Consider the following 23174-nt stretch of genomic DNA (forward strand, 5'->3'; position numbering starts at 1 on the left):
TCTTATGTTCTGTGAGCTATTTCACGAATGATATCAGCGGGATCGTGAACGTGTGACTCCCCTCCCATGCAGCGTGTGCGCGGTCTGTCCATACTTATCGTCATTGCCACTGAAGGAGGGAGACAGTATGCACTGGCAGACTCATACCGTTTTCAATCAACCTGCACCACTCTCTAACAGCAACCTTTTTCTCTCGGACTGCGCGCTGCGTGACGCAGTCTCGCGTGAGGGTGCCGAGTGGGATATCGAACTGCTCGCCAGCATCGGGCAGCAGTTAGGTACCGCAGAGTCGCTGGAGCTGGGCAGGCTGGCGAACGTGAATCCGCCGGAGTTGCTTCGCTATGACGCCACCGGAGAGCGACTGGATGACGTTCGCTTTCACCCGGCATGGCACCTGCTTATGCAGGGGCTGTGTGCCAATCGGGTACATAACCTGGCATGGGAAGAGGAGGCGCGTAAAGGGGCGTTTGTCGCCCGGGCCGCACGCTTTGTGCTTCATGCTCAGGTTGAGGCAGGCACGCTTTGTCCCGTCACCATGACGTTTGCCGCGACACCGCTCCTGCAGCAGGCGCTCCCTAAACTATTTCACGACTGGCTGACGCCGCTGCTCAGCGATCGCTACGATCCTCATCTGGCGCCTGGCGCGCAAAAACGCGGCCTGCTGATCGGTATGGGGATGACGGAAAAACAGGGCGGCTCGGACGTGCTGAGCAACACCACCAAAGCGGAAAAATGCAGCGACGGCAGCTACCGGCTGGTGGGCCATAAATGGTTTTTCTCCGTCCCGCAAAGCGATGCGCATCTGGTGCTGGCACAGGCGAAGGGCGGGTTGTCCTGCTTTTTTGTGCCGCGCTTTTTACCTGACGGACAGCGCAACGCCGTCCGGCTGGAGCGCCTTAAGGACAAGCTCGGGAACCGCTCCAACGCCAGCAGCGAGGTAGAGTTTCTTGATGCCTCCGGCTGGCTGCTGGGGGAAGAGGGCGAAGGGGTACGGCAGATCCTCAAAATGGGCGGCCTGACGCGCTTTGACTGCGCGCTGGGCAGCCACGGACTCATGCGTCGGGCGCTGTCCGTGGCGCTGTACCACGCGCATCAGCGTCAGACCTTCGGCAAAAATCTTATCGATCAGCCGCTCATGCGTGAGGTGTTAAGCCGGATGGCGCTGGTGCTGGAGGGGCAAACGGCGCTGCTGTTCCGCCTGGCCCGGGCGTGGGATAAACGCGCGGATCCCCAGGAAGCGGCATGGGCGCGGCTGTTTACCCCGGCCGCGAAATTTAGCGTGTGCAAAGCGGGCATCCCGTTTGTGGCGGAAGCGATGGAGGTGCTGGGCGGAGTCGGGTACTGCGAGGAGAGCGAACTTCCCCGCCTGTATCGCGAGATGCCGGTGAACAGCATCTGGGAAGGGGCCGGCAATATCATGTGCCTGGACGTGCTGCGCGTGCTGGCGAAGCAGCCGGGTATTCACGATCTGCTTGCCGATGAGTTTGCACAGGTAAAAGGGCAGGACAGACACTTCGACCGCAGCTGGCGACAGCTTCAGCAAAAACTGCGTAAACCGCAGGAGGCGCAGGGGCGGGAAATTGCGCAGCAGCTTTTCCTGCTGGGTGCCGGAAGCGAAATGCTGCGGCACGCATCGCCCCCGGTGGCGCAGGCGTGGTGCCGCATGATGCTGGATACCCGTGGCGGTACGCTGATGAGCGAGCAGGTGCAAAATGACCTGCTGCTGCGTGCGACGGGCAGAGTCGGTTAGTCTTTTAGCTGGAACAGACTCACCAGTTGAGCCAGATGTGACCCCTTCTCGCGCAGCGTTTGAGCGGTTTGTTCGCTGCGTGATATACGATCCGCATTAATATGCGACGCTTCGCCAATGTGGGTCATGGCGAGATTCACCTGGCCAATCCCTGCGGACTGCTCGCGTGAGGCATGGTTAATCTCGGTGACCAGCTGGCTGATGTTATCGATATGAATGATGATGTCATCCATCGCCAGGCGCGTCTGTTCAGACAGCGCATGGCCTTCGCTCACTTTCCTGAGCGTATCGCCAATCAGCTGTTCAATCTCCTTCACCGCGTTGGCGCTGCGTCCGGCCAGGGCGCGAACTTCCTGCGCAACCACCGCAAACCCTTTCCCATGCTCGCCCGCGCGGGCCGCTTCCACTGCCGCATTCAGCGCCAGGATATTGGTCTGGAAAGCGATGGACTCAATCACGCGCGTGATGTCTTCGATGCGTTTTGACGCCTCGCGAATGTCGTCCATGGTCGACACGGCATGAGTGACCGTCTCACCGCCCTGATGGACCGCGAGGGAGGTTTCACCCACCAGCTGCTGCGTTTGCTCCATGTTGGCGGCATTTTGCTGTACGGTGGCGGCCAGCTGCTCCATGCTGGCGGAGGTCTCTTCCACGCTGCTGGCCTGCTTGTTGATCTGCTCAGAAATCTCGCCGGTATCGGACGCCAGCGCGTTAGTGCCCAAATGGATCTCGCCTGCGGCCTCGCGAACCTGCAGAACAATTTTTTGCAGGCCGCCGCCGATGCCGTTAATGGCGTCGATCAGCTGGCCGACCTCGTCCTGACGCGTCACGGGCAGGCTGGAACGGAGATCCCCTGCAGCATATTGCCGGGCAAGATGGATCACATTGCTCAGCGGCCGGGTCAGCACACGGCGAATAAGGACCACGAACAGACCAGCAAACAGGATAGATAAGACCACGCCGGCCAGCAGGAAGCGATCGCGCATGGCGTTAACGCTTGAGAGCAGCACCGATTTATCCACTTCGCCCACGATAGTCCAGTTCCAGCCTGGCAACGGGGTATAGGCCATTTTAAGCGTGCGGCCGTCGTCGCTTACGCGTTCCAGGGTGCCGGGCTTGTCACCCAGAAGCTGCTGCTGCGTCGCGTCGTCCCACTTCGGCAACTGCCCCTCTTCACCGGCATGGAACAGGTATTGCCCGCGCGTTTTGCCGTTGCTGCGATCCAGCACGAAGAAGTGACCGCTCTCGCCCAGGCGGCGGGTGAGGATTTTCTCGCGCATGACGTTCCAGGAGTGCGTAATGTCCACGCCAACAAAGACGATCGCAATGACCTGTCCTTCGGCGTTTTTAACCGGCTGATACTGGGTGATATAGCGTTTGCCAAACAGCAGCGCCAGTCCGCGGTAGACTTCCCCTCTGTTGACGGCGGCAAAGGCCGGGCTGGCGGTATCCAGCACGGTGCCCATCGCCCGCTCGCCATTCTCTTTGCGCAGGGAGGTGGCTACGCGAACAAAGTCATTACCGCTGCGTACAAACAGCGTCGAAATGGCTCCCGTACGGTTCAGGAACTCGTCAGACAGGGTGTTGTTTTGATGCAGTCCGGTGTCACCGCCTTTCAGAAGCGGGACGCTGAGTCCGTTAATCGTCTGAGCCTGGGAAGTATCAATATTCAGTGGCTGCGGTAAAAAGGTGGTAAACAGCCGGGTATAACTCTCAACCTCTTCACTCAGGCTGGTGTTAAACATCTGCACCATGTCGACCATGCCGGTGGACTGATTGTGCAGGTCTTCTACCGCAAGGGCTTCAAGCTGCTGGCTGGCTTTTTGACTGAGCAGAAAAGTGAAAAGCAGAAACAGCGTGGCGACACTGACGCCCGTAAGCAGCGACAGCTTCGCCCCCAGGCCTGCACGGCGAAAAACGTTGATCATAAATTGCTCATCATTGAATAGGTGTGGTTCTTCAACGGCAGAGCGGAGATTACGTTTACTGAATTAATGTAACAAAATGTTATTTTGTTGTTATTGATTGGTTTTTCATAAGATAAAAAATTTGCAAAAGCGAAAAGCCACTAAAAATAAGTGGCTTTTATCAGGAGGGAGTTTACACGTAGAGAATGGCCTGTACCCGCCAGTGGTCGATATGGTTATCTTCCTGCATCTGGATGATGCGATACCAGGAAGCACCCTGCTCATCGGCCTTTAATGCCACGACGCGTTCAACGTCTTGCGGGCTCCCCGAGATATTATTCACGGAGATCTGGCCAATTTCATTCAGGCCAGTTACACAGTCAGCACTGGCGAATTCTGCTGACTGCGCGGTGGTGCTCACCAGGCCTGCGGAGAGCAACAGAGAGGTCAAAGCAAGAGTTCGTTTCATCGTCAGCTCCATTTCACATATTTCCGGTATCCGCCGGGCAATCCTTCGCGAATAAACTCCCATCCCTTGTCGCTGGCATGGAGTTTATTGTGGACAGGAAAATGTCTATGGACGCAAAGCAGTGTAAATGTCGTTCAAAGGTAAACCATTATTTTCGGTACAAAATGGCCTGTGAATACCACTGCCCCGTTATGATGGTTTCGTCGATCATAATAATGACGTAATAATCTGCTTTGGCGGCGACGGCTTGTGCCTTTATTGCCTCTTCTGCGTCATCCGGCGAACCGCGAACCAGCGCGGAGACGGTGCCCATTCGCTGTAATCCTTCCGTCTGATTACGACGAATCTCCTGCGGATGATCGGCAACCGGGGGAGCGGGTTGCGGTGTTCCCTGCAGTGCGCTACAGCCGCTGAGCAGAAACACCAGCAATAAAGCAGCAAACCTGTGCATAACCATATCTCGTTTCCTGATAGCCATAGTGTAGTTGTCTGTGAATTTAGTTTTGGGGGAATGTTCCCGAAGTGTTAGCTGGGACGTAATTTTCGAATGAAAATAGCCTGAAACCGTAATCCAGTTCTCAACATTATGAATCATCCATTCGTGCAGGGTCGACAATGATTGAAATTGAAATACGCCATCTCGGCGACCATGAAATTTTACACGCTATGCCAGCGGGTAAACGTGATAAACCGCTGCCTGTTGTGGTTTTTTATCATGGATTTACCTCATCGAAGCTGGTTTACAGTTACTTTGCGGTCGCGCTGGCGCAGGCGGGTTTTCGCGTGGTGATGCCGGATGCGCCTGACCACGGCGCACGATTTATGGGTAATGTGCAGGCGCGCCTTGGGCAGTTCTGGCACATACTGCACGGGAGTCTGACCGAGTTTGCCGGGTTGCGCGATGCGCTTTATGAGGCAGGGCTGGTGGCCGAGAATCGTCTGGCCGTGGCCGGGGCGTCGATGGGCGGTATGACAGCCCTGGGGATCATGACGCACCATCCAGAAGTGAAGTCGGTCGCCTGTCTGATGGGCTCGGGTTATTTTACCTCGCTGGCGAAGACCCTTTTTCCCCCTCAGGATTTAGCGGAAATCACCGCGAGGCTGGAAGAGTGGGAAGTAACCCGGGCATTGCCTCGCCTCGCAGATCGCCCGCTTTTGCTGTGGCACGGTGACGCGGATGATGTGGTCCCGCCCGAGGGCACCTTCCGTCTGCAGCAGGCGTTAATGAATGAAGGGCTGGACGGTAATCTGACCTGTTTGTGGGAATCAGGCGTTCGCCACCGCATTACGCCAGCGGCGCTGGACGCCACGGTAGCGTTTTTCCGCCAGCACCTTTAAACGCGCAGCACTTTTACTCCCTGATCTTCCAGCTTCTGGAGGATCTCGGGGTTAGCCCCTTTGCCGGTGATCACCAGGTCGATCTGTTCTGCGCGGCTGAACAGCATGCCTGCGCGTTCACCGACTTTACTGCTGTCGACCAGCACCACGAGTTTGCCTACCACGTTGAGCATGTTTTGTTCCGCCATCGCGGTCAGCATATCGGTTTTATACAAACCTTCAGCGGTCAGGCCTTTGCCGCTGGTAAACATCCAGTGTCCGGCGTAGAGACTGTTTTCGCTGTCCTGTGGGCTAAGCGTAATCGACTGACTTTTATTGTACTGACCACCCATGATCACCACGCTCTCATGCTCCTGATCGATGAGATAGTTGGCGAGCGGTAAGTAGTTCGTGATGATTTGCACCGGCTTGCCGCACATCTCGCGGCCCAGCAAAAACGCCGTAGAGCCGCAGTTGATAACGACGCTCTCACCGGGATTCACCAGCTGCGACGCGGCTCTGGCGATCCGCACTTTTTCATCGTGATTCTGCGCCTGATGAATGTTCATCGGCGTCCAGCGGGGGCGCTGCTGGCTAATGGCTTCCGCACCGTTGCGAACTTTTTTCAGCTTGCCGCTTTCATCCAGCTTGTTAATGTCTCGCCGCGCGGTGGCAGGGGAAATCCCTAAACGTTCGATCACTTTCTCGACGGTGATAAACCCTGTTTGCGCCAGGAGTTCCAGTAAAATTTGATGCCGTTGCGCTTCCGTCATGAGCTATTCCGATAAGAATTGATTTGAAAAGATGATATTTGAAATAGCGTGAAATTACTAAAATAAATATGAAATCGCCAGACACAAGTCTGGCGATGTGGCCTCGGAATCAGAGGAAGGACTTAAACGGCAGGTCAGGCTCAATGGTGAAGCAATCATCGAAACCACGCGGGTAGTGGTACTCAAGATTGTCTTTGTCCAGCGGCCAGGTGAACTTGCCGCCTACCTGCCAGATAAATGGCTTGAAGCCGTACTTCAGGCGGTCTTTTTTCATCTCCCACAACACGCGAATTTCCTGCGGATCGGCCTGGAAGTTTGACCAGATATCGTGGTGGAACGGAATAACGACTTTGGTGTTCAGCGCTTCCGCCATGCGCAGCATGTCGGCGCTGGTCATTTTATCCGTAATACCGCGCGGGTTCTCGCCGTAGGAGCCCAGGGCCACGTCAATCTGATGCTCGTTACCGTGCTTAGCGTAGTAGTTGGAGTAGTGGGAGTCACCGCTGTGATACAGGGAGCCGCCCGGCGTTTTGAACAGGTAGTTCACCGCGCGCTCGTCCATGCCGTCTGGCAGTACACCTGCCGCTTTTTGATCGGCCGGCAGCGTAATCAGAGCGGTACGGTCAAAGGCATCCAGGGCATGGATTTCAATGTCTTTGATTTTCACCACATCGCCCGGTTTCATCACGATGCAGCGCTCTTTCGGCACACCCCAGCCAATCCAGAGATCCACGCAGGTCTGCGGCCCGATAAACGGCACATCGTCCGCGCAGTTTTGCATCACCGCTGCCGCCACGTTTACATCAATATGGTCGTTGTGATCGTGGGTAGAGAGCACGGCATCGATCTGGCGAATGGCAAAAGGATCAAGCACAAACGGTGTAGTACGCAGGTTCGGCTGGAGTTTTTCAACGCCGGCCATACGCTGCATCTGGTGGCCTTTTTTCATCAGCGGGTTACCGTGGCTCTGTTTGCCGGTGCCGCACCAGAAATCGACGCAGATATTGGCGCCACCTTCTGATTTCAGCCAGATCCCGGTGCAGCCCAGCCACCACATTGCAAACGTGCCAGGAGCAACCTGTTCCTGCTCGATTTCTTCGTTCAGCCAGCTACCCCACTCCGGAAAGGTGCTCAGAATCCATGATTCACGGGTGATGGTTTTCACTTTACTCATCGTTTTGACTCCTGGTTTTAATCAAAAGTAATCACATTGTGATTCGTTGTGATTAATGCTGGCACCATTTTACGCGCTTTTCAATAGCGAAAATGCGGAATTTTATCTGCTCAACGTCACAGACTCTCTGCTTGTTACTTGTTAGATTATCGCGTAACAAACATTAATTTCATGAATTATAAGGACTAATTTATTTCATTTGTGCGGTAGTGAAAATCATTACTAACTGAAGGGAAATAAATTGCGTGATGCGTCACAAATAATCAAATTTAATCTTGTGGTGATTATTTGTGATTAATAGAGTGATGGCACCAACCGCACAGGGATTGCCCCTCGTGTTCTCATTTCTGGAGAGAGTTATGGAGATCCTCTACAACGTCTTTACCGTTTTCTTTAATCAGGTAATGACCAACGCCCCGCTGTTGCTGGGTATCGTGACGTGCTTGGGATATATCCTGCTGCGTAAAAGCGTCAGCGTGATTATTAAAGGCACCATCAAAACCATTATCGGTTTCATGCTGTTGCAGGCGGGGTCGGGCATACTGACCAGCACGTTTAAGCCAGTCGTTGCCAAAATGTCGGAAGTGTATGGCATTAATGGGGCTATCTCTGATACCTACGCCTCAATGATGGCGACCATCGATCGTATGGGTGATGCCTATAGCTGGGTAGGTTACGCCGTTCTGCTCGCGCTGGCGCTGAACATTATCTATGTTCTGCTGCGCCGCATTACCGGTATTCGCACCATCATGCTCACCGGGCACATTATGTTCCAGCAGGCGGGGCTGATTGCGGTTTCTCTCTATATCTTCGGTTACCCAATGTGGACCACGATTATCTGCACCGCGGTGCTGGTCTCGCTCTACTGGGGTATCACCTCCAACATGATGTACAAGCCAACCCAGATAGTGACCGACGGTTGCGGTTTTTCCATCGGTCACCAGCAACAGTTTGCTGCCTGGATTGCTTACAAAGTTGCGCCGTACCTGGGTAAAAAAGAAGAGAGTGTTGAAGACCTTAAGCTGCCTGGCTGGCTGAATATCTTCCATGACAACATCGTGTCGACCGCGATTGTGATGACCCTCTTCTTCGGCGCCATTCTGCTCTCCTTCGGTATTGATGTGGTGCAGGCGATGGCGGGGAAAACCCACTGGACGGTTTACATCCTGCAGACCGGTTTCTCTTTCGCCGTGGCTATTTTCATCATTACTCAGGGCGTGCGTATGTTCGTCGCCGAACTGTCTGAAGCTTTCAACGGTATCTCTCAGCGCCTGATTCCTGGCGCGGTACTGGCCATCGACTGTGCCGCTATCTATAGCTTCGCGCCAAACGCGGTGGTCTGGGGATTTATGTGGGGCACCATCGGCCAGCTGATTGCGGTGGGTATCCTGGTCGGCTGCGGCTCCTCAATCCTGATTATTCCGGGCTTTATCCCGATGTTCTTCTCCAACGCCACCATCGGCGTATTCGCTAATCACTTCGGCGGCTGGCGCGCGGCGCTCAAGATCTGCCTGGTAATGGGCATGGTTGAAATCTTTGGCTGCGTGTGGGCGGTCAAGCTCACCGGTATGAGCGCCTGGATGGGCATGGCGGACTGGTCAATTCTGGCACCGCCGATGATGCAGGGTTTTGCCTCCATCGGACTGATCTTTATGGCCATCATCATCCTGATTGCTCTGGCTTATATGTTCTTCGCTGGCCGTTCGCTGCGAGCTGAAGAAGATGCGGAAAAACAAACAGCAGAAGTGTCTGCTCATTAAGGAGTTTCGATTATGACCGTACGTATCCTGGCTGTGTGTGGTAATGGGCAAGGCAGCTCCATGATCATGAAGATGAAAGTGGACCAGTTTTTAACCCAGTCCAACATCGACCACACGGTGAACAGCTGCGCAGTGGGTGAATACAAAAGTGAGCTGAACGGCGCGGACATCATCATCGCCTCTACTCATATCGCCGGCGAAATTAGTGTGTCGGGTAATAAATATGTGGTGGGCGTACGCAACATGCTGTCGCCTGCGGATTTCGGACCAAAACTGCTGGAAGTGATCAAAGAACACTTCCCACAAGACGTGAAGTAAGGACGCCATATGAAACTACGTGATTCGCTGGCAGAGAATAACTCCATCCTTTTACAGGCCGAAGCCAGTACCTGGCAGGAAGCGGTGAAGCTGAGTGTGGATCTGCTGGTTAAGGCTGACGTTGTCGAGCCGCGTTACTACCAGGCGATTCTGGATGGCGTAGCGCAGCATGGCCCTTACTTTGTGATTGCGCCAGGCCTGGCGATGCCGCATGGCCGCCCGGAAGAGGGCGTCAAGAAAACCGGCTTCGCGCTGGTGACGCTGAAAACGCCGCTGGTGTTTAACCACGAAGATAACGACCCGGTCGACATCCTTATCACTATGGCGGCTGTCGATGCCAATACCCACCAGGAGGTGGGCATCATGCAGATCGTCAATCTGTTTGATGACGAAGCCAATTTTGACCGTTTACGCGCCTGCCGCACCGCGCAGGACGTGCTGGATTTAATTGATAACGCCACTGCGGCGGCCGTTTAAGAGGAATTGAATATGTCATTACCCATGTTGCAAGTTGCGCTGGATAACCAAACGCTGTCTCACGCTTACGAAACCACCCGCCTGATTGCGGAAGAAGTGGACATCATCGAAGTGGGCACCATTCTGTGCGTGGGCGAAGGCGTTCGTGCGGTTCGTGACCTGAAAGCGCTCTATCCGCATAAAATCGTGCTGGCGGATGCCAAAATCGCCGACGCAGGCAAAATCCTCTCCCGCATGTGCTTCGAAGCCAACGCCGACTGGGTCACCGTGATCTGCTGTGCGGATATCAACACCGCCAAAGGCGCGCTGGACGTGGCAAAAGAGTTTAACGGCGACGTGCAGATTGAGCTGACCGGCTTCTGGACCTGGGAGCAGGCCCAGGAGTGGCGCGACGCGGGCATTCAGCAGGTGGTATATCACCGCAGCCGTGATGCCCAGGCCGCAGGTGTGGCGTGGGGCGACGCGGATATCAGCGCCATCAAACGTCTGGCCGATATGGGCTTCAAAGTGACCGTCACTGGCGGTCTGGCGCTGGAAGATCTGCCGCTGTTCAAGGGCATTCCTATTCACGTCTTTATTGCCGGTCGCAGCATTCGTGATGCGGCGTCCCCGGTGGAAGCCGCGCGTCAGTTCAAACGCTCAATCGCTCAGCTTTGGGGCTAAGGAGCGGGTATGTTGTCAAAACAGGTCCCGCTTGGCATCTATGAAAAGGCACTCCCTGCGGGGGAGTGCTGGCTGGAGCGGTTACAGCTGGCGAAGCAGCTGGGCTTCGATTTTGTCGAAATGTCGGTGGATGAGACGGACGAGCGTCTTGCTCGCCTCGACTGGAGCCGCGAACAGCGCCTGGCACTGGTAAGCGCCATCGCGGAAACGGGCGTGCGCGTGCCGTCCATGTGCCTGAGCGCTCATCGTCGTTTTCCGCTCGGCAGCGAAGATGATGCCGTGCGCGCGCAGGGGCTGGAGATCATGCGTAAAGCCATCCGCTTTGCGCAGGACGTGGGTATCCGCGTGATCCAGCTGGCGGGTTATGACGTTTACTATCAGGAAGCTAACGATGAAACGCGCCGTCGTTTCCGTGATGGCCTGAAAGAGAGCGTTGAGATGGCCAGCCGTGCGCAAGTCACGCTGGCAATGGAGATCATGGATTACCCGCTGATGAACTCCATCAGTAAGGCGCTGGGCTACGCGCACTATCTGAACAACCCGTGGTTCCAGCTTTATCCCGATATCGGCAACCTGTCGGCATGGGATAACGACGTGCAGATGGAGCTGCAGGCAGGCATAGGGCATATCGTGGCGGTGCACGTCAAAGATACCCGTCCAGGCGTGTTTAAAAACGTACCGTTCGGCACCGGGGTGGTGGATTTCGAACGGTGCTTCGAGACGCTCAAGCAGACAGGCTATTGCGGGCCTTACCTGATTGAGATGTGGAGCGAAACGTCGGACAACCCTGCTGCGGAAGTAGCAAAGGCGCGGGACTGGGTGCGCGAGCGTATGGCGCGCGCGGGATTACTGGAGGCTGAACATGCTTAAGCTTAAACAGCAGGTCTTTGAAGCCAACATGGATCTGCCCCGCTATGGCCTGGTCACCTTCACCTGGGGTAACGTCAGCGCTATCGATCGCGAGCAGGGGCTGATCGTGATTAAGCCGAGCGGTGTGGCGTATGACACCATGAAGGCTGACGATATGGTGGTGGTCGATCTTGAAGGAAACGTTGTTGACGGTAAATGGCGTCCTTCTTCGGACACGGCGACCCATCTGGCGCTGTATCGGCGTTATCCGTCTCTTGGCGGTGTGGTGCATACTCACTCCACGCACGCGACCGCCTGGGCACAGGCGGGGCTGGCGATTCCGGCGCTGGGCACGACACATGCGGACTACTTCTTTGGCGACATCCCCTGCACGCGCGCATTAACGCAGGATGAAGTGGAAGGAGAGTACGAGCTCAACACCGGAAAGGTGATTATCGACACGCTGGGAGAATGCGAGCCGCTGCATACGCCGGGGATTGTGGTGTATCAGCACGGCCCGTTCGCCTGGGGAAAAGATGCCCACGACGCCGTCCATAATGCGGTCGTCATGGAGGAAGTGGCACGTATGGCGTGGATTGCCCGCGGCATTAACCCCCGGCTTCAGGGCATTGATGATTACCTGATGAACAAGCATTTCATGCGCAAGCATGGCCCGAATGCCTATTACGGGCAGAAGTGAATAAGTGCTCTGGAATACCGAAAAACAGTTGTAACCGGTGGTATTCCGGAGCCATTCACAAAAAAAGCCCCCGGGCAGGGGGCAACGTCAACTATGGCTATGTTCTCGTTGTTGGCTTTCCTGGTGCTAGCGTTAAGGCGTTATCGGTAAATATCTGCACTGGCGTGCATATTGCCGTTGCTGCCGGGCTCACGGATTAACATCACGTGGTAATAAGTTGCGCCCTGGGCGTCGGTCTCTTCATTTAGTGCCTGATCTGCTTCGCTTTCGGTGGCGAAATTATGATTAATATAGATTACGCCTAAGCTGTGCACATCATCCATGTTTCTGGCCTGTCGGCTGTCTATCTTGATGGCTGCCATCGCGTTTGCACTGAGCAAAAGCGCCGCCATTATGGCTAATGCGATTTTTTTCATGATATGCGCTCCACGACTGCGTGCTGTGAGAGGGGGGATGCTCCTTCTTCTGTTTCGGTTATCTCTGATTAAAGTGTAATCATTCCTCCGGCGGGGATGCGTGACCATTTCTGATGCAGTTGTTCAAAAAAACACCGCTTACGGATGTGAGTAATTTTAAATCACCCACTTAGACCCGCTTCGCGCTTTGTGCGAATTATTTGTGCAATCAGCTTGAGTTTCCAGGGGCGCGCAAGTATTATGACGCGTCAATTTTTCAGCCGACCTTTAACACGTTCCTTGCCTCCCCGGGCCTCGGCTGACCCAGACAGGAGGCTGAATAATCCGTAAGGAGCAATTCGATGCGTCATTACGAAATCGTTTTTATGGTCCATCCTGACCAGAGCGAACAGGTTCCGGGTATGATCGAGCGCTACACTGGTGCAATCACTGCAGCAGCGGGCACGATCCACCGTCTGGAAGACTGGGGCCGCCGTCAGCTGGCTTATCCGATCAACAAACTGCACAAAGCACACTACGTTCTGATGAACGTTGAAGCGCCGCAGGAAGTGATCGATGAGCTGGAAACTAACTTCCGCTTCAACGATGCCGTTATCCGCAGCATGGTTATGCGTACCAAAAACGCAGTGACCGAAGCATCTCCGATGGTTAAAGCGAAAGACGAGCGCCGTGAGCGTCGCGATGATTTCGCAAACGAAACCGCAGATGATTCTGATGCTGGGGATTCTGAAGAGTAATTTCTGATGACCAACCGTCTGGCGTTGTCCGGCATCGTATGCAGGGCTCCCCTTCGAAAGGTCAGTCCATCAGGAATTCCGCATTGCCAGTTCGTGCTTGAGCATCGTTCTGTGCAAGAGGAAGCCGGGTTTCACCGGCAGGCGTGGTGCCAAATGCCCGTTATTATTAGCGGACACGAAAACCAGGCCATTACTCACAGTTTAACGGTCGGTAGTGCAGTAATCGTTCAGGGGTTCATCTCTTGCCACAAGGCAAAGAACGGTCTGAGCAAAATGGTTCTGCATGCCGAGCAGATTGATTTGATAGATTCTGGAGACTAGCCATATGGCACGTTATTTCCGTCGTCGCAAGTTCTGCCGTTTCACCGCGGAAGGCGTTCAAGAGATCGACTATAAAGATATCGCAACGCTGAAAAACTACATCACCGAAAGCGGTAAGATTGTCCCAAGCCGTATCACCGGTACTCGTGCAAAATATCAGCGTCAGCTGGCTCGCGCTATCAAACGCGCTCGCTACCTGTCCCTGCTGCCGTACACTGATCGTCATCAGTAATCGGGCACGGTCCATTAATACGACTTTAAGAGGATAAGGTAATGCAAGTTATTCTGCTTGATAAAGTAGCAAACCTGGGCAGCCTGGGTGATCAGGTAAACGTTAAAGCGGGTTACGCTCGTAACTTCCTGGTTCCACAGGGTAAAGCTGTTCCAGCTACCAAGAAAAACGTAGAGTTTTTCGAAGCACGTCGCGCTGAACTGGAAGCCAAACTGGCTGACGTTCTGGCGGCTGCTAACGCTCGCGCTGAAGCAATCAACGCACTGGGCACCGTTACCATCGCGTCCAAAGCTGGCGATGAAGGTAAACTGTTCGGTTCCATCGGTACCCGCGATATCGCTGATGCAGTTTCTGCAGCAGGCGTTAAAGTGGCTAAGAGCGAAGTTCGTCTGCCGAACGGCGTTCTGCGTACCACTGGTGAGCACGAAGTTGACTTCCAGGTTCACAGCGAAGTGTTCGCTAAACTGGTTGTTAACGTTGTAGCTGAGTAATTTTTTACTCTGCTCACGTTGAAACGCCGGCCTTGTGCCGGCGTTTTGCTTTTTACAGAACCCCGCCCTTAACGTACCCTGATAAAGCTGCCGTCTGTCTGGCGGGTAAACAGCACCTGTTGTCCATTTCCGGTATCAATCGTTAATCCTGTCACCACCCCGCTGGCATTCTGGCGAATTTGCACCATCTGGCCATTCTGCAGGTTACTGAGCGGTTTACCCGCGCCTTCCACCTTCGCCATGGCATACACGTCTGTCGGCGGCAGGTTGTGGTCACGGAACAGCTGCGCCAGCGTTTTACCCGGCTCTACGCGATAGGAACGCCACTGTTGCTCAATGCCGGTGGGCTGTTGGGTCTGAGGCTGAGACGGGGCGGCGGCCTGTTCCTGTGGCTGTTCGTCCTGAATCGGCTCTGGCTCAACCGGCGCGACCTGACCCGGATCGTTAGACGGGGTAACGAGCTGCGTCTGCATCGGCTGTGCGTCAGGCTGCGGTCGCGTTTGCGACTGAAGGTCCAGCTGAGCATTGCGGGTGACGGGGGCAGTATCAACATCATCGCCACCGGAAGGAAGCAGGAAGCCCACAATCACCATCAGCGCACCAATGATGATCCCTCTGCGATGCAGAGGAGGCAGCGGATCCATGATGCGAAAATTGTCCGGCGCCTGCCAGATTTTCGCCAGGGTAGGTTTCAGTTCAAATCGCCCGGGCATGGCACTCCTCCTGCTCCGCGTATTTTTTATCCTGTGCCCCGAAGTATAGTTTGCTAACTGCCTGAACGGCGTAGTAAACCCGACATCCGTGACATCAGTTCGGGATTAATCCTGGTTCTCTCTATTGTTTCTGTTTCGTCGCGGTTTGTCACCTTAACTTCAGACAAAGTTTTACCCATAAGGGCATGGCTGATATGCTGCCCGCTACTTTAAATGTGATGGAAGGAAAACCCATGACCACCCCGACTTTTGACACTATCGAAGCGCAGGCAAGTTACGGTATCGGCTTGCAGGTAGGACAGCAGCTGAGCGAATCCGGCCTGGAAGGTCTGTTACCTGAAGCGCTGGTGGCGGGTATCGCTGACGCGCTGGAAGGTAAACAGCCTGCCGTTCCGGTTGACGTTGTGCACCGTGCGCTGCGTGAAATCCACGAGCGTGCTGACGCCGTGCGTCGCGCGCGCTTTGAAGAGATGGCCGCCGAAGGTGTGAAATATCTGGAAGAGAACCGTGAGCGTGAAGGCGTGAACAGCACCGAGTCTGGTCTGCAGTTCCGCGTGATCAATCAGGGCGATGGCGCAATCCCGGCGCGTACCGACCACGTTCGCGTACACTACACCGGTAAGCTGATCGACGGTACCGTCTTCGACAGCTCCGTCGCGCGCGGCGAACCGGCTGAGTTCCCGGTGAATGGCGTTATCGCGGGCTGGATCGAAGCGCTGACCCTGATGCCAGTGGGTTCCAAATGGGAACTGACTATCCCGCATAACCTGGCTTACGGCGAGCGCGGCGCTGGCGCGTCCATCCCGCCATTCAGCACTCTGGTCTTTGAAGTCGAGCTGCTGGAAATTCTGTAATCGACTTTTCTTATTTCCTCTCCCCGGTTGGGGAGGGGAAAATAGCGTGAAAACCTATAGTTAAGACGGAATCAATATTTTATCTTGCAAACGAAACTGTTGCGTGTATTTTTGTGAGCTGTTTCGCGCTGCATGAGTGATATGACACTCACTTTCAACATATTATTAACATAATATCTAAATCATAGTATTCATCCCGCCGATTCTTACCTAATATCGATTAGCCCTAACAAGGGAACGTCATTTTTTTGACGTATTTAAAGGCCAGAAGAGCCTTAACAACACAGACAGGCATAAACAGGAAAATATCACATGGTAGATCAGGTCAAAGTCGTCGCCGACGAAGAGGCGTCGTCTGAACAGTCGCTACGGCGCAATCTCACAAACCGTCATATTCAGCTCATTGCTATTGGGGGTGCCATCGGTACCGGGCTGTTTATGGGGTCAGGCAAAACCATCAGTCTCGCCGGACCGTCAATCATATTCGTTTATATGATTATCGGTTTTATGCTGTTCTTCGTGATGCGTGCAATGGGTGAGCTGCTGCTCTCGAACCTCGAATACAAATCCTTCAGCGACTTCGCTTCAGACCTGCTCGGGCCATGGGCGGGCTATTTCACCGGCTGGACCTACTGGTTCTGCTGGGTCGTGACCGGTATGGCGGACGTCGTGGCGATAACCGCCTATGCGCAGTTCTGGTTCCCCGGGCTGTCGGACTGGGTGGCCTCGCTGGCGGTTATTGTTCTGCTGCTGAGCCTGAACCTCGCCACCGTTAAAATGTTCGGTGAGATGGAGTTCTGGTTCGCGATGATCAAAATCGTGGCCATCGTTGGGCTCATCGTAGTAGGCCTGGTGATGGTGCTCACCCACTTCCAGTCACCAACCGGCGTTCAGGCGTCGTTTACCCATCTGTGGAATGATGGAGGTTGGTTCCCGAAAGGCATTAGCGGCTTCTTTGCCGGCTTCCAGATTGCGGTGTTCGCGTTTGTAGGGATTGAGCTTGTCGGAACGACCGCTGCGGAAACCAAAGATCCGGAGAAATCTCTCCCGCGCGCCATCAACTCCATTCCGGTGCGTATCATCATGTTCTACGTCTTCGCGCTGATCATCATTATGTCCGTGACGCCGTGGAGCTCGGTGGTGCCAAGCAAGAGCCCGTTCGTTGAGCTGTTCGTGCTGGTGGGGCTGCCTGCGGCAGCGAGCCTGATTAACTTTGTGGTGCTGACCTCAGCGGCGTCTTCCGCGAACAGCGGCGTGTTCTCAACCAGCCGTATGCTGTTTGGTCTGGCGCAGGAAGGCGTGGCGCCGAGCGCGTTCGCCAAGCTGTCTAAGCGTGCGGTACCTGCGAAAGGGCTGACCTTCTCCTGCATGTGCCTGCTGGGCGGCGTGGTGATGCTCTACGTAAACCCAAGCGTGATTGGCGCGTTCACCATGATTACCACGGTCTCAGCGATCCTGTTTATGTTCGTCTGGACCATCATCCTCTGTTCCTATCTGGTGTACCGCAAACAGCGCCCACACCTGCATGAAAAATCGATCTACAAGATGCCGCTGGGCAAGCTGATGTGCTGGGTGTGCATGGCGTTCTTCGTCTTCGTGCTGGTTCTGCTGACGCTGGAAGATGATACCCGTCAGGCGCTGATCGTCACGCCGCTGTGGTTTATCGCGCTGGGGCTGGGCTGGATGTTTATCGGTAAGAAACGGATGGCTGGCATGCGTTAAGCATGTTGCCGGGTGGCGCTGACGCTTACCCGGCCTACGTTCGAGGACCTTGCAGGCCCGGTAAGCGCTAGCGCCACCGGGCTTTTTTATTCCCCCGCTAATGCCCGCAGGAACAGAACGTTGTTCTCAAGGCTGATGTGTTCCATCAGGTCGTCAATCATCTCGTTAATGCCGTTGTACATCGCTTTCCACGTTGTGCACGCTTCTGGCGGCGGCGTGACGTTGTGGGTGGTGTGTTTGATCACTTCCAGCAGTTCGCCCGCGTCATCATGCTCGCTTTCCATCACGCTGATGGGCCCCATCGCCTGGCTTCCCATTCCCTGTTTAATCATCGGGAAGAGGATCTGCTCTTCTTTCATCATGTGGCTGGAAAGCTCTTCGTGCAGCAGGGTCAGGTATTTCGCCAGACCGCGCGGTACGGAAGGTTTGTCGGCATGCACGCGCTCGACTTTGGTCGCCTGCAGGATCAACTCCGGCAGCTGTTCACGGTGACGGTCATGGTAACGCACGATGATGTGGTCGATGATTTCTGCGAGCGGAGCGGTTCGCCAGTCTTTGTCGACGGGCTGCTCGGCCAGCTTCGCCAGCTCGGCTTCAATCACCTCAACGTTCAGCTCTTTGCGTAAGGCCGCCCGTGCCAGGGTTTGCTTACCGCCGCAGCAGTAGTCCATATCGTATTTGCGAAACAGCGCAGAAGCGCGAGGGATGGAGAGCGCCAGCTCGCCCAGGGGTTGGTCGCGAAAGGCCATAGCAGTTACCTCATCATCAGTAATATAAAGTGCATATTAAATACATCTTTTAAGCGACGCTATAACCCTTTAGAGGAACGGGTAAAAATGAGATGCAGATCACAAAAAAATATCCGATTTAACTCTCTGAATGGGTTCAGGAAAGTGGTTTCGAAACTTTTTAAAGGTGGAGAAACAGTAAACAACCCGCTGCACCTGCCGATATATCCACGTCAGACAAACCTGCATATAACAAAGGCAACGCATGTTTAAACGTATAAAAGTCATTACCCTTCTGATTTCGGTGCTGCTTGTGCTCGGCATCATGCAAGTGATTTCCGCCGGTATCTTTATCAACGCCCTGAATAACGATAAAGACAACTTTACCGTGTCGCAGCTCTCCAGCAAGAACGTGGCGGAGTTTACCGATGCGTGGATCAGTCTGAACCAGGCGCGCGTCACCCTGAACCGCGGAATGCTGCGCCTGCAAAGCAGCATGGCCTCGCAAATTAACGGTGGTCAGCTGAATGAGCTGGTGACCACGGCGAAAAATCTGCTGACTGAAGCCCAGGTTCATTACGATAAATACTATGCCTTGCCGAATACGCCAGGCCTGGATGAGAACCTGACCAACCAACTCGAGGAGCAGTACCGCATTTACTCTGCAACGCTGACGCAAATGAATGTTCTGCTGAGCCAGGGCAATCTGGAAGATATGTTCAAGCAGAATGCTGAACAAAAACAGAATGCGATGCAGACGGTTTATCGTGAATGGCGTGAAGCGCAGGCCGCGCTCACGGATAAAGGCATTCAGGATAACGAAAGTGATTACAAACGCATCCTGTGGATCCTCTCTGCGGTCATGCTGCTGGTGATTGTGGTGATTATCTCCAGCTGGATTGCGATGCGCCGCGTGCTGCTGCTGCCTCTGGAAGAGGTGATTAACCATATTCGCGCCATTGCGGCAGGCGATCTCACCCAGCCGATTCAGGCCGACGGTAAAAATGAAATGGCCATCCTGGCGCGTAACGTGCAGGAGATGCAAACTTCGCTGGCGAACACCGTGGGCGTGGTGCGCGAAGGCGCAGATACGATTTACACCGGTGCAGGCGAAATCTCCGCAGGCAGTAACGATCTCTCTTCCCGTACCGAGCAGCAGGCCGCGTCTCTGGAAGAGACTGCTGCCAGCATGGAGCAGCTGACGGCAACCGTGAAGCAGAACGCCGATAACGCGCGTCAGGCTTCCCGTCTGGCGCTGGATGCCTCCTCCACGGCGAAGAAGGGCGGTAACGTGGTGGAAGGCGTCGTGCGGACGATGGACGAAATCGCCACCAGCTCCAGCAAAATCGCGCAAATTACCAACGTGATCGACGGGATTGCCTTCCAGACGAATATTCTGGCGCTGAACGCGGCGGTGGAAGCGGCCCGTGCAGGCGAGCAGGGCCGTGGCTTTGCGGTGGTGGCAGGGGAAGTGCGTACCCTTGCGCAGCGCAGCGCTCAGGCGGCGAAAGAGATCAAAGCGCTGATCGATGACTCCGGCGAACGCGTGAGCGCGGGCTCGCAGTTGGTTAACGAAGCCGGGGCCACGATGGCTGAGATCGTCAATGCGGTTACCCGCGTCACCGACATTATGGGCGAAATTGCTTCGGCCTCTGACGAGCAGAGCCGCGGTATCGACCAGGTGGGCCAGGCGGTAGCCGAGATGGACCGCGTGACCCAGCAGAACGCCTCGCTGGTGGAGGAGTCTGCGGCCGCGGCGGCGGCGCTGGAAGATCAGGCTGCACGCCTGAACGAAGCGGTGGCGGTGTTCAAAATTACCCGCAACCAGGCGGTCAAAGCGGCGCCGGTAAAAACCTATGTGCCAAAAGCGCAGCCTGTCGCGGCGGCGTCTGAAGCAAACTGGGAAACGTTTTAACATCATGCCGGGTGGCGCTGGCGCTTACCCGGCCTACGAAACGGCTCCTTGTAGGCCGGGTAAGGCGGAGCCGCCACCCGGCAAATATCACACCTCCGATGCCGGAACAACCCTCGGTTTTTCCGGCTTCGCTCTCACCGCCATCACCACCCCCACAACCAGCAGCACGATCCCGCAGGCCGTGAACAGCGGCGGCACGCTCTGGCGCATCAGGAAGGTATAAAGCAGTCCGGCCAGGGTTTCGAAGACAATCAGCGGCCCTAAGATCACCGTCGGCAGCTTCTGGCTGGCAATGTTCCAGCACAGCGCGCCCACCCATGAGCACAGCACCGCGATCGCAACCATCAGGCCAATGAACACCCAGGGTCTTGGCCCGAAGGGCTGGACGAAGTCCGGCTGCTGATGGCCCAGCCAGAGGCATGCGCCGAGATACCCCACGACGGATACGGGCAGCGTGACCAGCGCCTGCGCCGTCGCCCACATCATCGGGTGCTTGTCCGGGTTCTCACGCAGCCAGCGCGCGTTGCGCAGGGCATACCATGCCCAGCACGCCACGGAAATGAACGCCAGCAGAATGCCAGAACCGTACCGCCACAGGTCAACATCGCCCTGCCCATGGCGCAGCTCGGCAATATTAACGCATATTAGCCCCAGGGCGGTGCAGACCAGCGCCGGGGCCATTTTTGACCACGCCAGTTTGCCATCGCGGTGGCTGTAGAGCAGGTTAGCAAAGACGGGAATGACGACCGGCAGCGTGCCGATAATCATGGTCGATACCGGCGCACCGGTACGCTGAATGGCACTCGCGAGGCAAACGTAATAGATAAGATTGCCCATCATGGTCAGCGCCAGTGCGGTCCCCCAGTCCTGACGGCTGAGCTGGCGCAAGCGCGCGCGTCCCAGCCACGCCAGGGGCAGGGCAATCAGCCCCAGCGCCAGATAACGTCCGGTCGACTGCAATATTGCCGGATACTCGGGCACGATCAGCGGGCCGACAAAAATCAGTCCCCACATCATCCCGGCCAGCAGGGCATACAACACTCCACTAATCATTTTTCCATCCACAGGTATTTACGCTGTAGTCAGTGTAGGAGGGGCGAATGCGCGCGTATTGTATGAGATTGCGCATTAGCGCCGTGTAACCTGCTTCTGGTAGCGCACGGGCGTAATGCCGTAGCGGTGGGTAAACGCGCGGGTCAGATGTGACTGATCGGTCAGCCCGGTTGCGGCGGCAACCTCTGCGGCGGGCATGCCGTGGGTGAGAAACGCTTTGGCGCGCCAGAGTCGAATGGCCATCAGCATCTGATGCGGCGTCACGTGAAAATGGGCTTTGAACTGGCGCTGGAAATGATACGGGCTGAGCGAGACGACGCTGGCCAGCTCGTCCAGCGTCAGAGCGCGCATATAGTTGTCGTGCAGGTACTCGCGTACCCGTTCGAAGCGGTGCGCGCCTTCCTGAACCCTTTGCGCGTGGTGGGCAAACGGCTGGAAGGTCTCAATCAGATCCAGCAGTAATCCTTTTTGCGCAAGCGGATCGTCAGTGTGCCACAAGCCGTAAATGAGCCTGCCGATTTGCTGTGAGCGTAACGGATCATGACGGGTCACGTCGCTGAACCACCAGTGCCGGAGGCCGGTCACCTCTTCCAGCAGATCGGGTTCGATATAGACCATCCGGTAGCGCCAGCCGCCCTCGGTGGCGGATTCGCCGGTGTGGATCTCGTCCGGGTTCATGGTAACGACGGATTTCTCCGCCGCGAGATGCTGGCTGCCGCGATAGCGAAAGCGTTCGGCACCGGTTTCAATCGTGCCGATGCCGAAGGCTTCATGGGTGTGAGGCTCAAAGGCGTAGTCAGAAATATGCGCGTGATACAGTTCCAGGCCCGGCAGCTGCGCCAGATGGCGAAAGCGCGCGCTGTCTCTTTCATCATTAAACTGTTCCGGTACGCCTTGCACGGTGAGCCTCCTCGTGGGTCATCTTTTCATTATCAAAGATGACCCGAGGGGATGCCACAAAAAATAACCATCCCGTAACCATTACAGGATGGCTTTAATGCTCTCCGCCAGCGTAGTGGTTGGGCGCCCGATCAGTTTGCTCAGGGTGCGGCTGTCGTCGAAAAGGCCGCCTTTCGAGGCGCCCACGTCGGAGTCCGCCAGCATATCCGCCAGCCCGGCAGGCAGGCCGACGCTTTTCAGCGCGGCAGCAAACTCCGCTTCGCTGAGATTCTGGTAGGTGACCGGCTTTCCGCTCTGTTTGCTGAGTTCAGCCGCCAGTTCGCTCAGCGTCCAGCCGTGGTCGCCCGCCAGTTCATACACCTTGCCCGCATGGCCCTCTTCAGCAATCACTTTCGCTGCCGCCGCGGCATAGTCTGCGCGGGTGGCAGAGGCAATTTTGCCTTCGCCTGCCGCACCAATAAACACGCCGTGTTCCAGCGCAGGCGGCGCGCTCGCCAGATAGTTTTCGGTATACCAGCCGTTGCGCAGCAGGGCATAAGGAATGCCGGACGCCGCCAGCGCTTTTTCAGTGGCAACGTGTTCAACGTGCAGACCGAGCGGCGAGGTATCCGCATGCAGCAGGCTGGTGTAGGCGATAAATTTCACCCCTGCCGCTTTGGCGGCGTTAATCACGTTCTGGTGCTGGGTCGCGCGCTGGCCGACTTCGCTGGACGAGATCAGCAGCAGCTTATCCACGCCGTTCAGCGCGGCGGTGAATGCGGCTTCATCCGTGTAGTCCGCCTGACGAACCACAATTCCCTGCTGGCTTAAGGCTTCAGCTTTTGCCGGGTTACGTACGATAGCCACAATCTGGTTAGCCGGTACGGTTTTCAACAGCTGTTCGATAACGAGATGGCCAAGCTGGCCGGTGGCGCCGGTAATCGCGATCATGATGA

Annotated in this window: 26 protein-coding genes; 15 read left to right on the forward strand and 11 right to left on the reverse strand. The window is 55.7% G+C overall.

The genetic code is table 11. The features are described from left to right. Positions 1 to 127: 127 nt before the first annotated feature. A complete protein-coding gene (locus L362_RS02615) occupies positions 128 to 1750 on the forward strand; it encodes an isovaleryl-CoA dehydrogenase (protein ID WP_023326552.1) in 1623 nt (540 codons plus the stop codon). Here L362_RS02615 and L362_RS02610 read toward each other — a convergent pair. From L362_RS02610 to bsmA, 3 genes are all read right to left on the reverse strand, one after another. After that, positions 1747 to 3678, reverse strand: a complete 1932-nt coding sequence (locus L362_RS02610; RefSeq protein ID WP_023326553.1) for a methyl-accepting chemotaxis protein — start codon at positions 3676 to 3678, stop codon at positions 1747 to 1749. The two genes, L362_RS02615 and L362_RS02610, sit on opposite strands and share 4 nt — an antisense overlap. Before the next feature lie 172 nt (positions 3679 to 3850). Continuing rightward, positions 3851 to 4138, reverse strand: a complete 288-nt coding sequence (gene yjfN, locus L362_RS02605; RefSeq protein ID WP_021240708.1) for a DUF1471 family protease activator YjfN — start codon at positions 4136 to 4138, stop codon at positions 3851 to 3853. Between the two features lie 136 nt (positions 4139 to 4274). Continuing rightward, positions 4275 to 4604: a biofilm peroxide resistance protein BsmA gene (gene bsmA, locus L362_RS02600; protein ID WP_023616161.1), complete on the reverse strand. Its 330-nt coding sequence runs from the start codon at positions 4602 to 4604 to the stop codon at positions 4275 to 4277. A gap of 137 nt (positions 4605 to 4741) precedes the next feature. Between bsmA and yjfP the strand changes: the two genes are divergently transcribed. Beyond that, positions 4742 to 5464, forward strand: a complete 723-nt coding sequence (yjfP, locus tag L362_RS02595) for an esterase (protein ID WP_023345303.1) — start codon at positions 4742 to 4744, stop codon at positions 5462 to 5464. On the opposite strand, the gene ulaR is transcribed toward yjfP, so the two are convergent. Both ulaR and ulaG read right to left on the reverse strand, forming a co-directional pair. After that, a complete protein-coding gene (gene ulaR, locus L362_RS02590) occupies positions 5461 to 6216 on the reverse strand; it encodes an HTH-type transcriptional regulator UlaR (RefSeq protein WP_008502904.1) in 756 nt (251 codons plus the stop codon). The genes yjfP and ulaR overlap by 4 nt on opposite strands. A 109-nt stretch (positions 6217 to 6325) precedes the next feature. Further along, positions 6326 to 7390: an L-ascorbate 6-phosphate lactonase gene (ulaG, locus tag L362_RS02585; protein ID WP_006810379.1), complete on the reverse strand. Its 1065-nt coding sequence runs from the start codon at positions 7388 to 7390 to the stop codon at positions 6326 to 6328. Between the two features lie 359 nt (positions 7391 to 7749). On the opposite strand from ulaG, the gene ulaA reads away from it, so the two are divergent. The 6 genes from ulaA to L362_RS02555 are packed head-to-tail and all read left to right on the forward strand — an operon-like array spanning position 7750 to position 12157. Continuing rightward, positions 7750 to 9150 carry a PTS ascorbate transporter subunit IIC gene (gene ulaA / locus L362_RS02580; RefSeq protein WP_021240705.1) on the forward strand — a complete coding sequence of 467 codons (1401 nt, stop codon included), beginning with the start codon at positions 7750 to 7752 and terminating at the stop codon, positions 9148 to 9150. Positions 9151 to 9162: 12 nt separating this feature from the next. Beyond that, positions 9163 to 9468, forward strand: a complete 306-nt coding sequence (gene ulaB, locus L362_RS02575; RefSeq protein ID WP_003856022.1) for a PTS ascorbate transporter subunit IIB — start codon at positions 9163 to 9165, stop codon at positions 9466 to 9468. A gap of 9 nt (positions 9469 to 9477) precedes the next feature. Then, positions 9478 to 9945, forward strand: a complete 468-nt coding sequence (gene ulaC, locus L362_RS02570; protein WP_003856024.1) for a PTS ascorbate transporter subunit IIA — start codon at positions 9478 to 9480, stop codon at positions 9943 to 9945. 12 nt (positions 9946 to 9957) lie between these two features. Beyond that, positions 9958 to 10608, forward strand: a complete 651-nt coding sequence (gene ulaD / locus L362_RS02565) for a 3-keto-L-gulonate-6-phosphate decarboxylase UlaD (protein WP_023345304.1) — start codon at positions 9958 to 9960, stop codon at positions 10606 to 10608. Positions 10609 to 10617: 9 nt separating this feature from the next. Beyond that, on the forward strand, positions 10618 to 11478 hold the full coding sequence (locus tag L362_RS02560; protein ID WP_008502900.1) for an L-ribulose-5-phosphate 3-epimerase: 861 nt from the start codon (positions 10618 to 10620) through the stop codon (positions 11476 to 11478). After that, entirely contained in the window at positions 11471 to 12157 is a 687-nt protein-coding gene (locus L362_RS02555) for an L-ribulose-5-phosphate 4-epimerase (RefSeq protein ID WP_008502899.1), read from the forward strand. The genes L362_RS02560 and L362_RS02555 overlap by 8 nt, the downstream gene beginning before the upstream one ends. A gap of 140 nt (positions 12158 to 12297) precedes the next feature. Here L362_RS02555 and yjfY read toward each other — a convergent pair whose 3' ends face one another. After that, on the reverse strand, positions 12298 to 12573 hold the full coding sequence (gene yjfY, locus L362_RS02550; RefSeq protein ID WP_008502898.1) for a DUF1471 family protein YjfY: 276 nt from the start codon (positions 12571 to 12573) through the stop codon (positions 12298 to 12300). 341 nt (positions 12574 to 12914) lie between these two features. On the opposite strand from yjfY, the gene rpsF reads away from it, so the two are divergent. From rpsF to rplI, 4 genes are read left to right on the forward strand one after another with little or no spacing between them, the layout of a single operon-like run. Next, positions 12915 to 13310, forward strand: a complete 396-nt coding sequence (gene rpsF / locus L362_RS02545) for a 30S ribosomal protein S6 (RefSeq protein ID WP_008502896.1) — start codon at positions 12915 to 12917, stop codon at positions 13308 to 13310. Between the two features lie 6 nt (positions 13311 to 13316). Then, positions 13317 to 13631 carry a primosomal replication protein N gene (priB, locus tag L362_RS02540; protein WP_008502895.1) on the forward strand — a complete coding sequence of 105 codons (315 nt, stop codon included), beginning with the start codon at positions 13317 to 13319 and terminating at the stop codon, positions 13629 to 13631. A 4-nt stretch (positions 13632 to 13635) separates the two neighbouring features. Then, positions 13636 to 13863 carry a 30S ribosomal protein S18 gene (rpsR, locus tag L362_RS02535; protein ID WP_000135199.1) on the forward strand — a complete coding sequence of 76 codons (228 nt, stop codon included), beginning with the start codon at positions 13636 to 13638 and terminating at the stop codon, positions 13861 to 13863. Positions 13864 to 13904: 41 nt separating this feature from the next. Then, positions 13905 to 14354: a 50S ribosomal protein L9 gene (rplI, locus tag L362_RS02530; protein WP_008502894.1), complete on the forward strand. Its 450-nt coding sequence runs from the start codon at positions 13905 to 13907 to the stop codon at positions 14352 to 14354. Positions 14355 to 14422: 68 nt separating this feature from the next. Here rplI and L362_RS02525 read toward each other — a convergent pair whose 3' ends face one another. Next, entirely contained in the window at positions 14423 to 15067 is a 645-nt protein-coding gene (locus L362_RS02525; protein ID WP_008502893.1) for an OapA family protein, read from the reverse strand. Between the two features lie 233 nt (positions 15068 to 15300). On the opposite strand from L362_RS02525, the gene fklB reads away from it, so the two are divergent. Next, positions 15301 to 15921: an FKBP-type peptidyl-prolyl cis-trans isomerase gene (gene fklB / locus L362_RS02520; protein WP_008502892.1), complete on the forward strand. Its 621-nt coding sequence runs from the start codon at positions 15301 to 15303 to the stop codon at positions 15919 to 15921. 312 nt (positions 15922 to 16233) lie between these two features. After that, positions 16234 to 17643 carry a D-serine/D-alanine/glycine transporter gene (gene cycA, locus L362_RS02515; protein ID WP_008502891.1) on the forward strand — a complete coding sequence of 470 codons (1410 nt, stop codon included), beginning with the start codon at positions 16234 to 16236 and terminating at the stop codon, positions 17641 to 17643. Positions 17644 to 17729: 86 nt separating this feature from the next. Here cycA and ytfE read toward each other — a convergent pair whose 3' ends face one another. Further along, positions 17730 to 18392, reverse strand: coding sequence for an iron-sulfur cluster repair protein YtfE (ytfE, locus tag L362_RS02510; protein WP_023345305.1), 663 nt, complete (start codon positions 18390 to 18392; stop codon positions 17730 to 17732). A 244-nt stretch (positions 18393 to 18636) separates the two neighbouring features. Between ytfE and L362_RS02505 the strand changes: the two genes are divergently transcribed. After that, positions 18637 to 20286, forward strand: coding sequence for a methyl-accepting chemotaxis protein (locus L362_RS02505; RefSeq protein ID WP_008502889.1), 1650 nt, complete (start codon positions 18637 to 18639; stop codon positions 20284 to 20286). Positions 20287 to 20373: 87 nt separating this feature from the next. Here the strand turns inward: L362_RS02505 and L362_RS02500 are convergent, their stop codons facing one another. The 3 genes from L362_RS02500 to L362_RS02490 all read right to left on the reverse strand — a co-directional run bounded on the left by L362_RS02500 (position 20374) and on the right by L362_RS02490 (position 23169). Then, positions 20374 to 21339, reverse strand: a complete 966-nt coding sequence (locus L362_RS02500) for a DMT family transporter (protein ID WP_023345306.1) — start codon at positions 21337 to 21339, stop codon at positions 20374 to 20376. A 75-nt stretch (positions 21340 to 21414) separates the two neighbouring features. Next, positions 21415 to 22239, reverse strand: a complete 825-nt coding sequence (locus L362_RS02495; protein WP_023345307.1) for an AraC family transcriptional regulator — start codon at positions 22237 to 22239, stop codon at positions 21415 to 21417. 81 nt (positions 22240 to 22320) lie between these two features. Continuing rightward, positions 22321 to 23169 carry an SDR family oxidoreductase gene (locus L362_RS02490; RefSeq protein ID WP_023345308.1) on the reverse strand — a complete coding sequence of 283 codons (849 nt, stop codon included), beginning with the start codon at positions 23167 to 23169 and terminating at the stop codon, positions 22321 to 22323. Between the last annotated feature and the right edge of the window lie 5 nt (positions 23170 to 23174).

The organism is Enterobacter sp. MGH 16, assembly GCF_000493175.1.
In the GTDB taxonomy this organism is placed as follows: domain Bacteria; phylum Pseudomonadota; class Gammaproteobacteria; order Enterobacterales; family Enterobacteriaceae; genus Enterobacter; species Enterobacter roggenkampii.

Bases quoted from the DNA above. Each gene is read 5' to 3' on its own strand.
- L362_RS02615 (WP_023326552.1), top strand. From the start codon at position 128: ATGCACTGGCAGACTCATACCGTTTTCAATCAACCTGCACCACTCTCT.
- L362_RS02610 (WP_023326553.1), bottom strand. From the start codon at position 3,678: ATGATCAACGTTTTTCGCCGTGCAGGCCTGGGGGCGAAGCTGTCGCTG.
- yjfN (WP_021240708.1), bottom strand. From the start codon at position 4,138: ATGGAGCTGACGATGAAACGAACTCTTGCTTTGACCTCTCTGTTGCTC.
- bsmA (WP_023616161.1), bottom strand. From the start codon at position 4,604: ATGGCTATCAGGAAACGAGATATGGTTATGCACAGGTTTGCTGCTTTA.
- yjfP (WP_023345303.1), top strand. From the start codon at position 4,742: ATGATTGAAATTGAAATACGCCATCTCGGCGACCATGAAATTTTACAC.
- ulaR (WP_008502904.1), bottom strand. From the start codon at position 6,216: ATGACGGAAGCGCAACGGCATCAAATTTTACTGGAACTCCTGGCGCAA.
- ulaG (WP_006810379.1), bottom strand. From the start codon at position 7,390: ATGAGTAAAGTGAAAACCATCACCCGTGAATCATGGATTCTGAGCACC.
- ulaA (WP_021240705.1), top strand. From the start codon at position 7,750: ATGGAGATCCTCTACAACGTCTTTACCGTTTTCTTTAATCAGGTAATG.
- ulaB (WP_003856022.1), top strand. From the start codon at position 9,163: ATGACCGTACGTATCCTGGCTGTGTGTGGTAATGGGCAAGGCAGCTCC.
- ulaC (WP_003856024.1), top strand. From the start codon at position 9,478: ATGAAACTACGTGATTCGCTGGCAGAGAATAACTCCATCCTTTTACAG.
- ulaD (WP_023345304.1), top strand. From the start codon at position 9,958: ATGTCATTACCCATGTTGCAAGTTGCGCTGGATAACCAAACGCTGTCT.
- L362_RS02560 (WP_008502900.1), top strand. From the start codon at position 10,618: ATGTTGTCAAAACAGGTCCCGCTTGGCATCTATGAAAAGGCACTCCCT.
- L362_RS02555 (WP_008502899.1), top strand. From the start codon at position 11,471: ATGCTTAAGCTTAAACAGCAGGTCTTTGAAGCCAACATGGATCTGCCC.
- yjfY (WP_008502898.1), bottom strand. From the start codon at position 12,573: ATGAAAAAAATCGCATTAGCCATAATGGCGGCGCTTTTGCTCAGTGCA.
- rpsF (WP_008502896.1), top strand. From the start codon at position 12,915: ATGCGTCATTACGAAATCGTTTTTATGGTCCATCCTGACCAGAGCGAA.
- priB (WP_008502895.1), top strand. From the start codon at position 13,317: ATGACCAACCGTCTGGCGTTGTCCGGCATCGTATGCAGGGCTCCCCTT.
- rpsR (WP_000135199.1), top strand. From the start codon at position 13,636: ATGGCACGTTATTTCCGTCGTCGCAAGTTCTGCCGTTTCACCGCGGAA.
- rplI (WP_008502894.1), top strand. From the start codon at position 13,905: ATGCAAGTTATTCTGCTTGATAAAGTAGCAAACCTGGGCAGCCTGGGT.
- L362_RS02525 (WP_008502893.1), bottom strand. From the start codon at position 15,067: ATGCCCGGGCGATTTGAACTGAAACCTACCCTGGCGAAAATCTGGCAG.
- fklB (WP_008502892.1), top strand. From the start codon at position 15,301: ATGACCACCCCGACTTTTGACACTATCGAAGCGCAGGCAAGTTACGGT.
- cycA (WP_008502891.1), top strand. From the start codon at position 16,234: ATGGTAGATCAGGTCAAAGTCGTCGCCGACGAAGAGGCGTCGTCTGAA.
- ytfE (WP_023345305.1), bottom strand. From the start codon at position 18,392: ATGGCCTTTCGCGACCAACCCCTGGGCGAGCTGGCGCTCTCCATCCCT.
- L362_RS02505 (WP_008502889.1), top strand. From the start codon at position 18,637: ATGTTTAAACGTATAAAAGTCATTACCCTTCTGATTTCGGTGCTGCTT.
- L362_RS02500 (WP_023345306.1), bottom strand. From the start codon at position 21,339: ATGATTAGTGGAGTGTTGTATGCCCTGCTGGCCGGGATGATGTGGGGA.
- L362_RS02490 (WP_023345308.1), bottom strand. From the start codon at position 23,169: ATGATCGCGATTACCGGCGCCACCGGCCAGCTTGGCCATCTCGTTATC.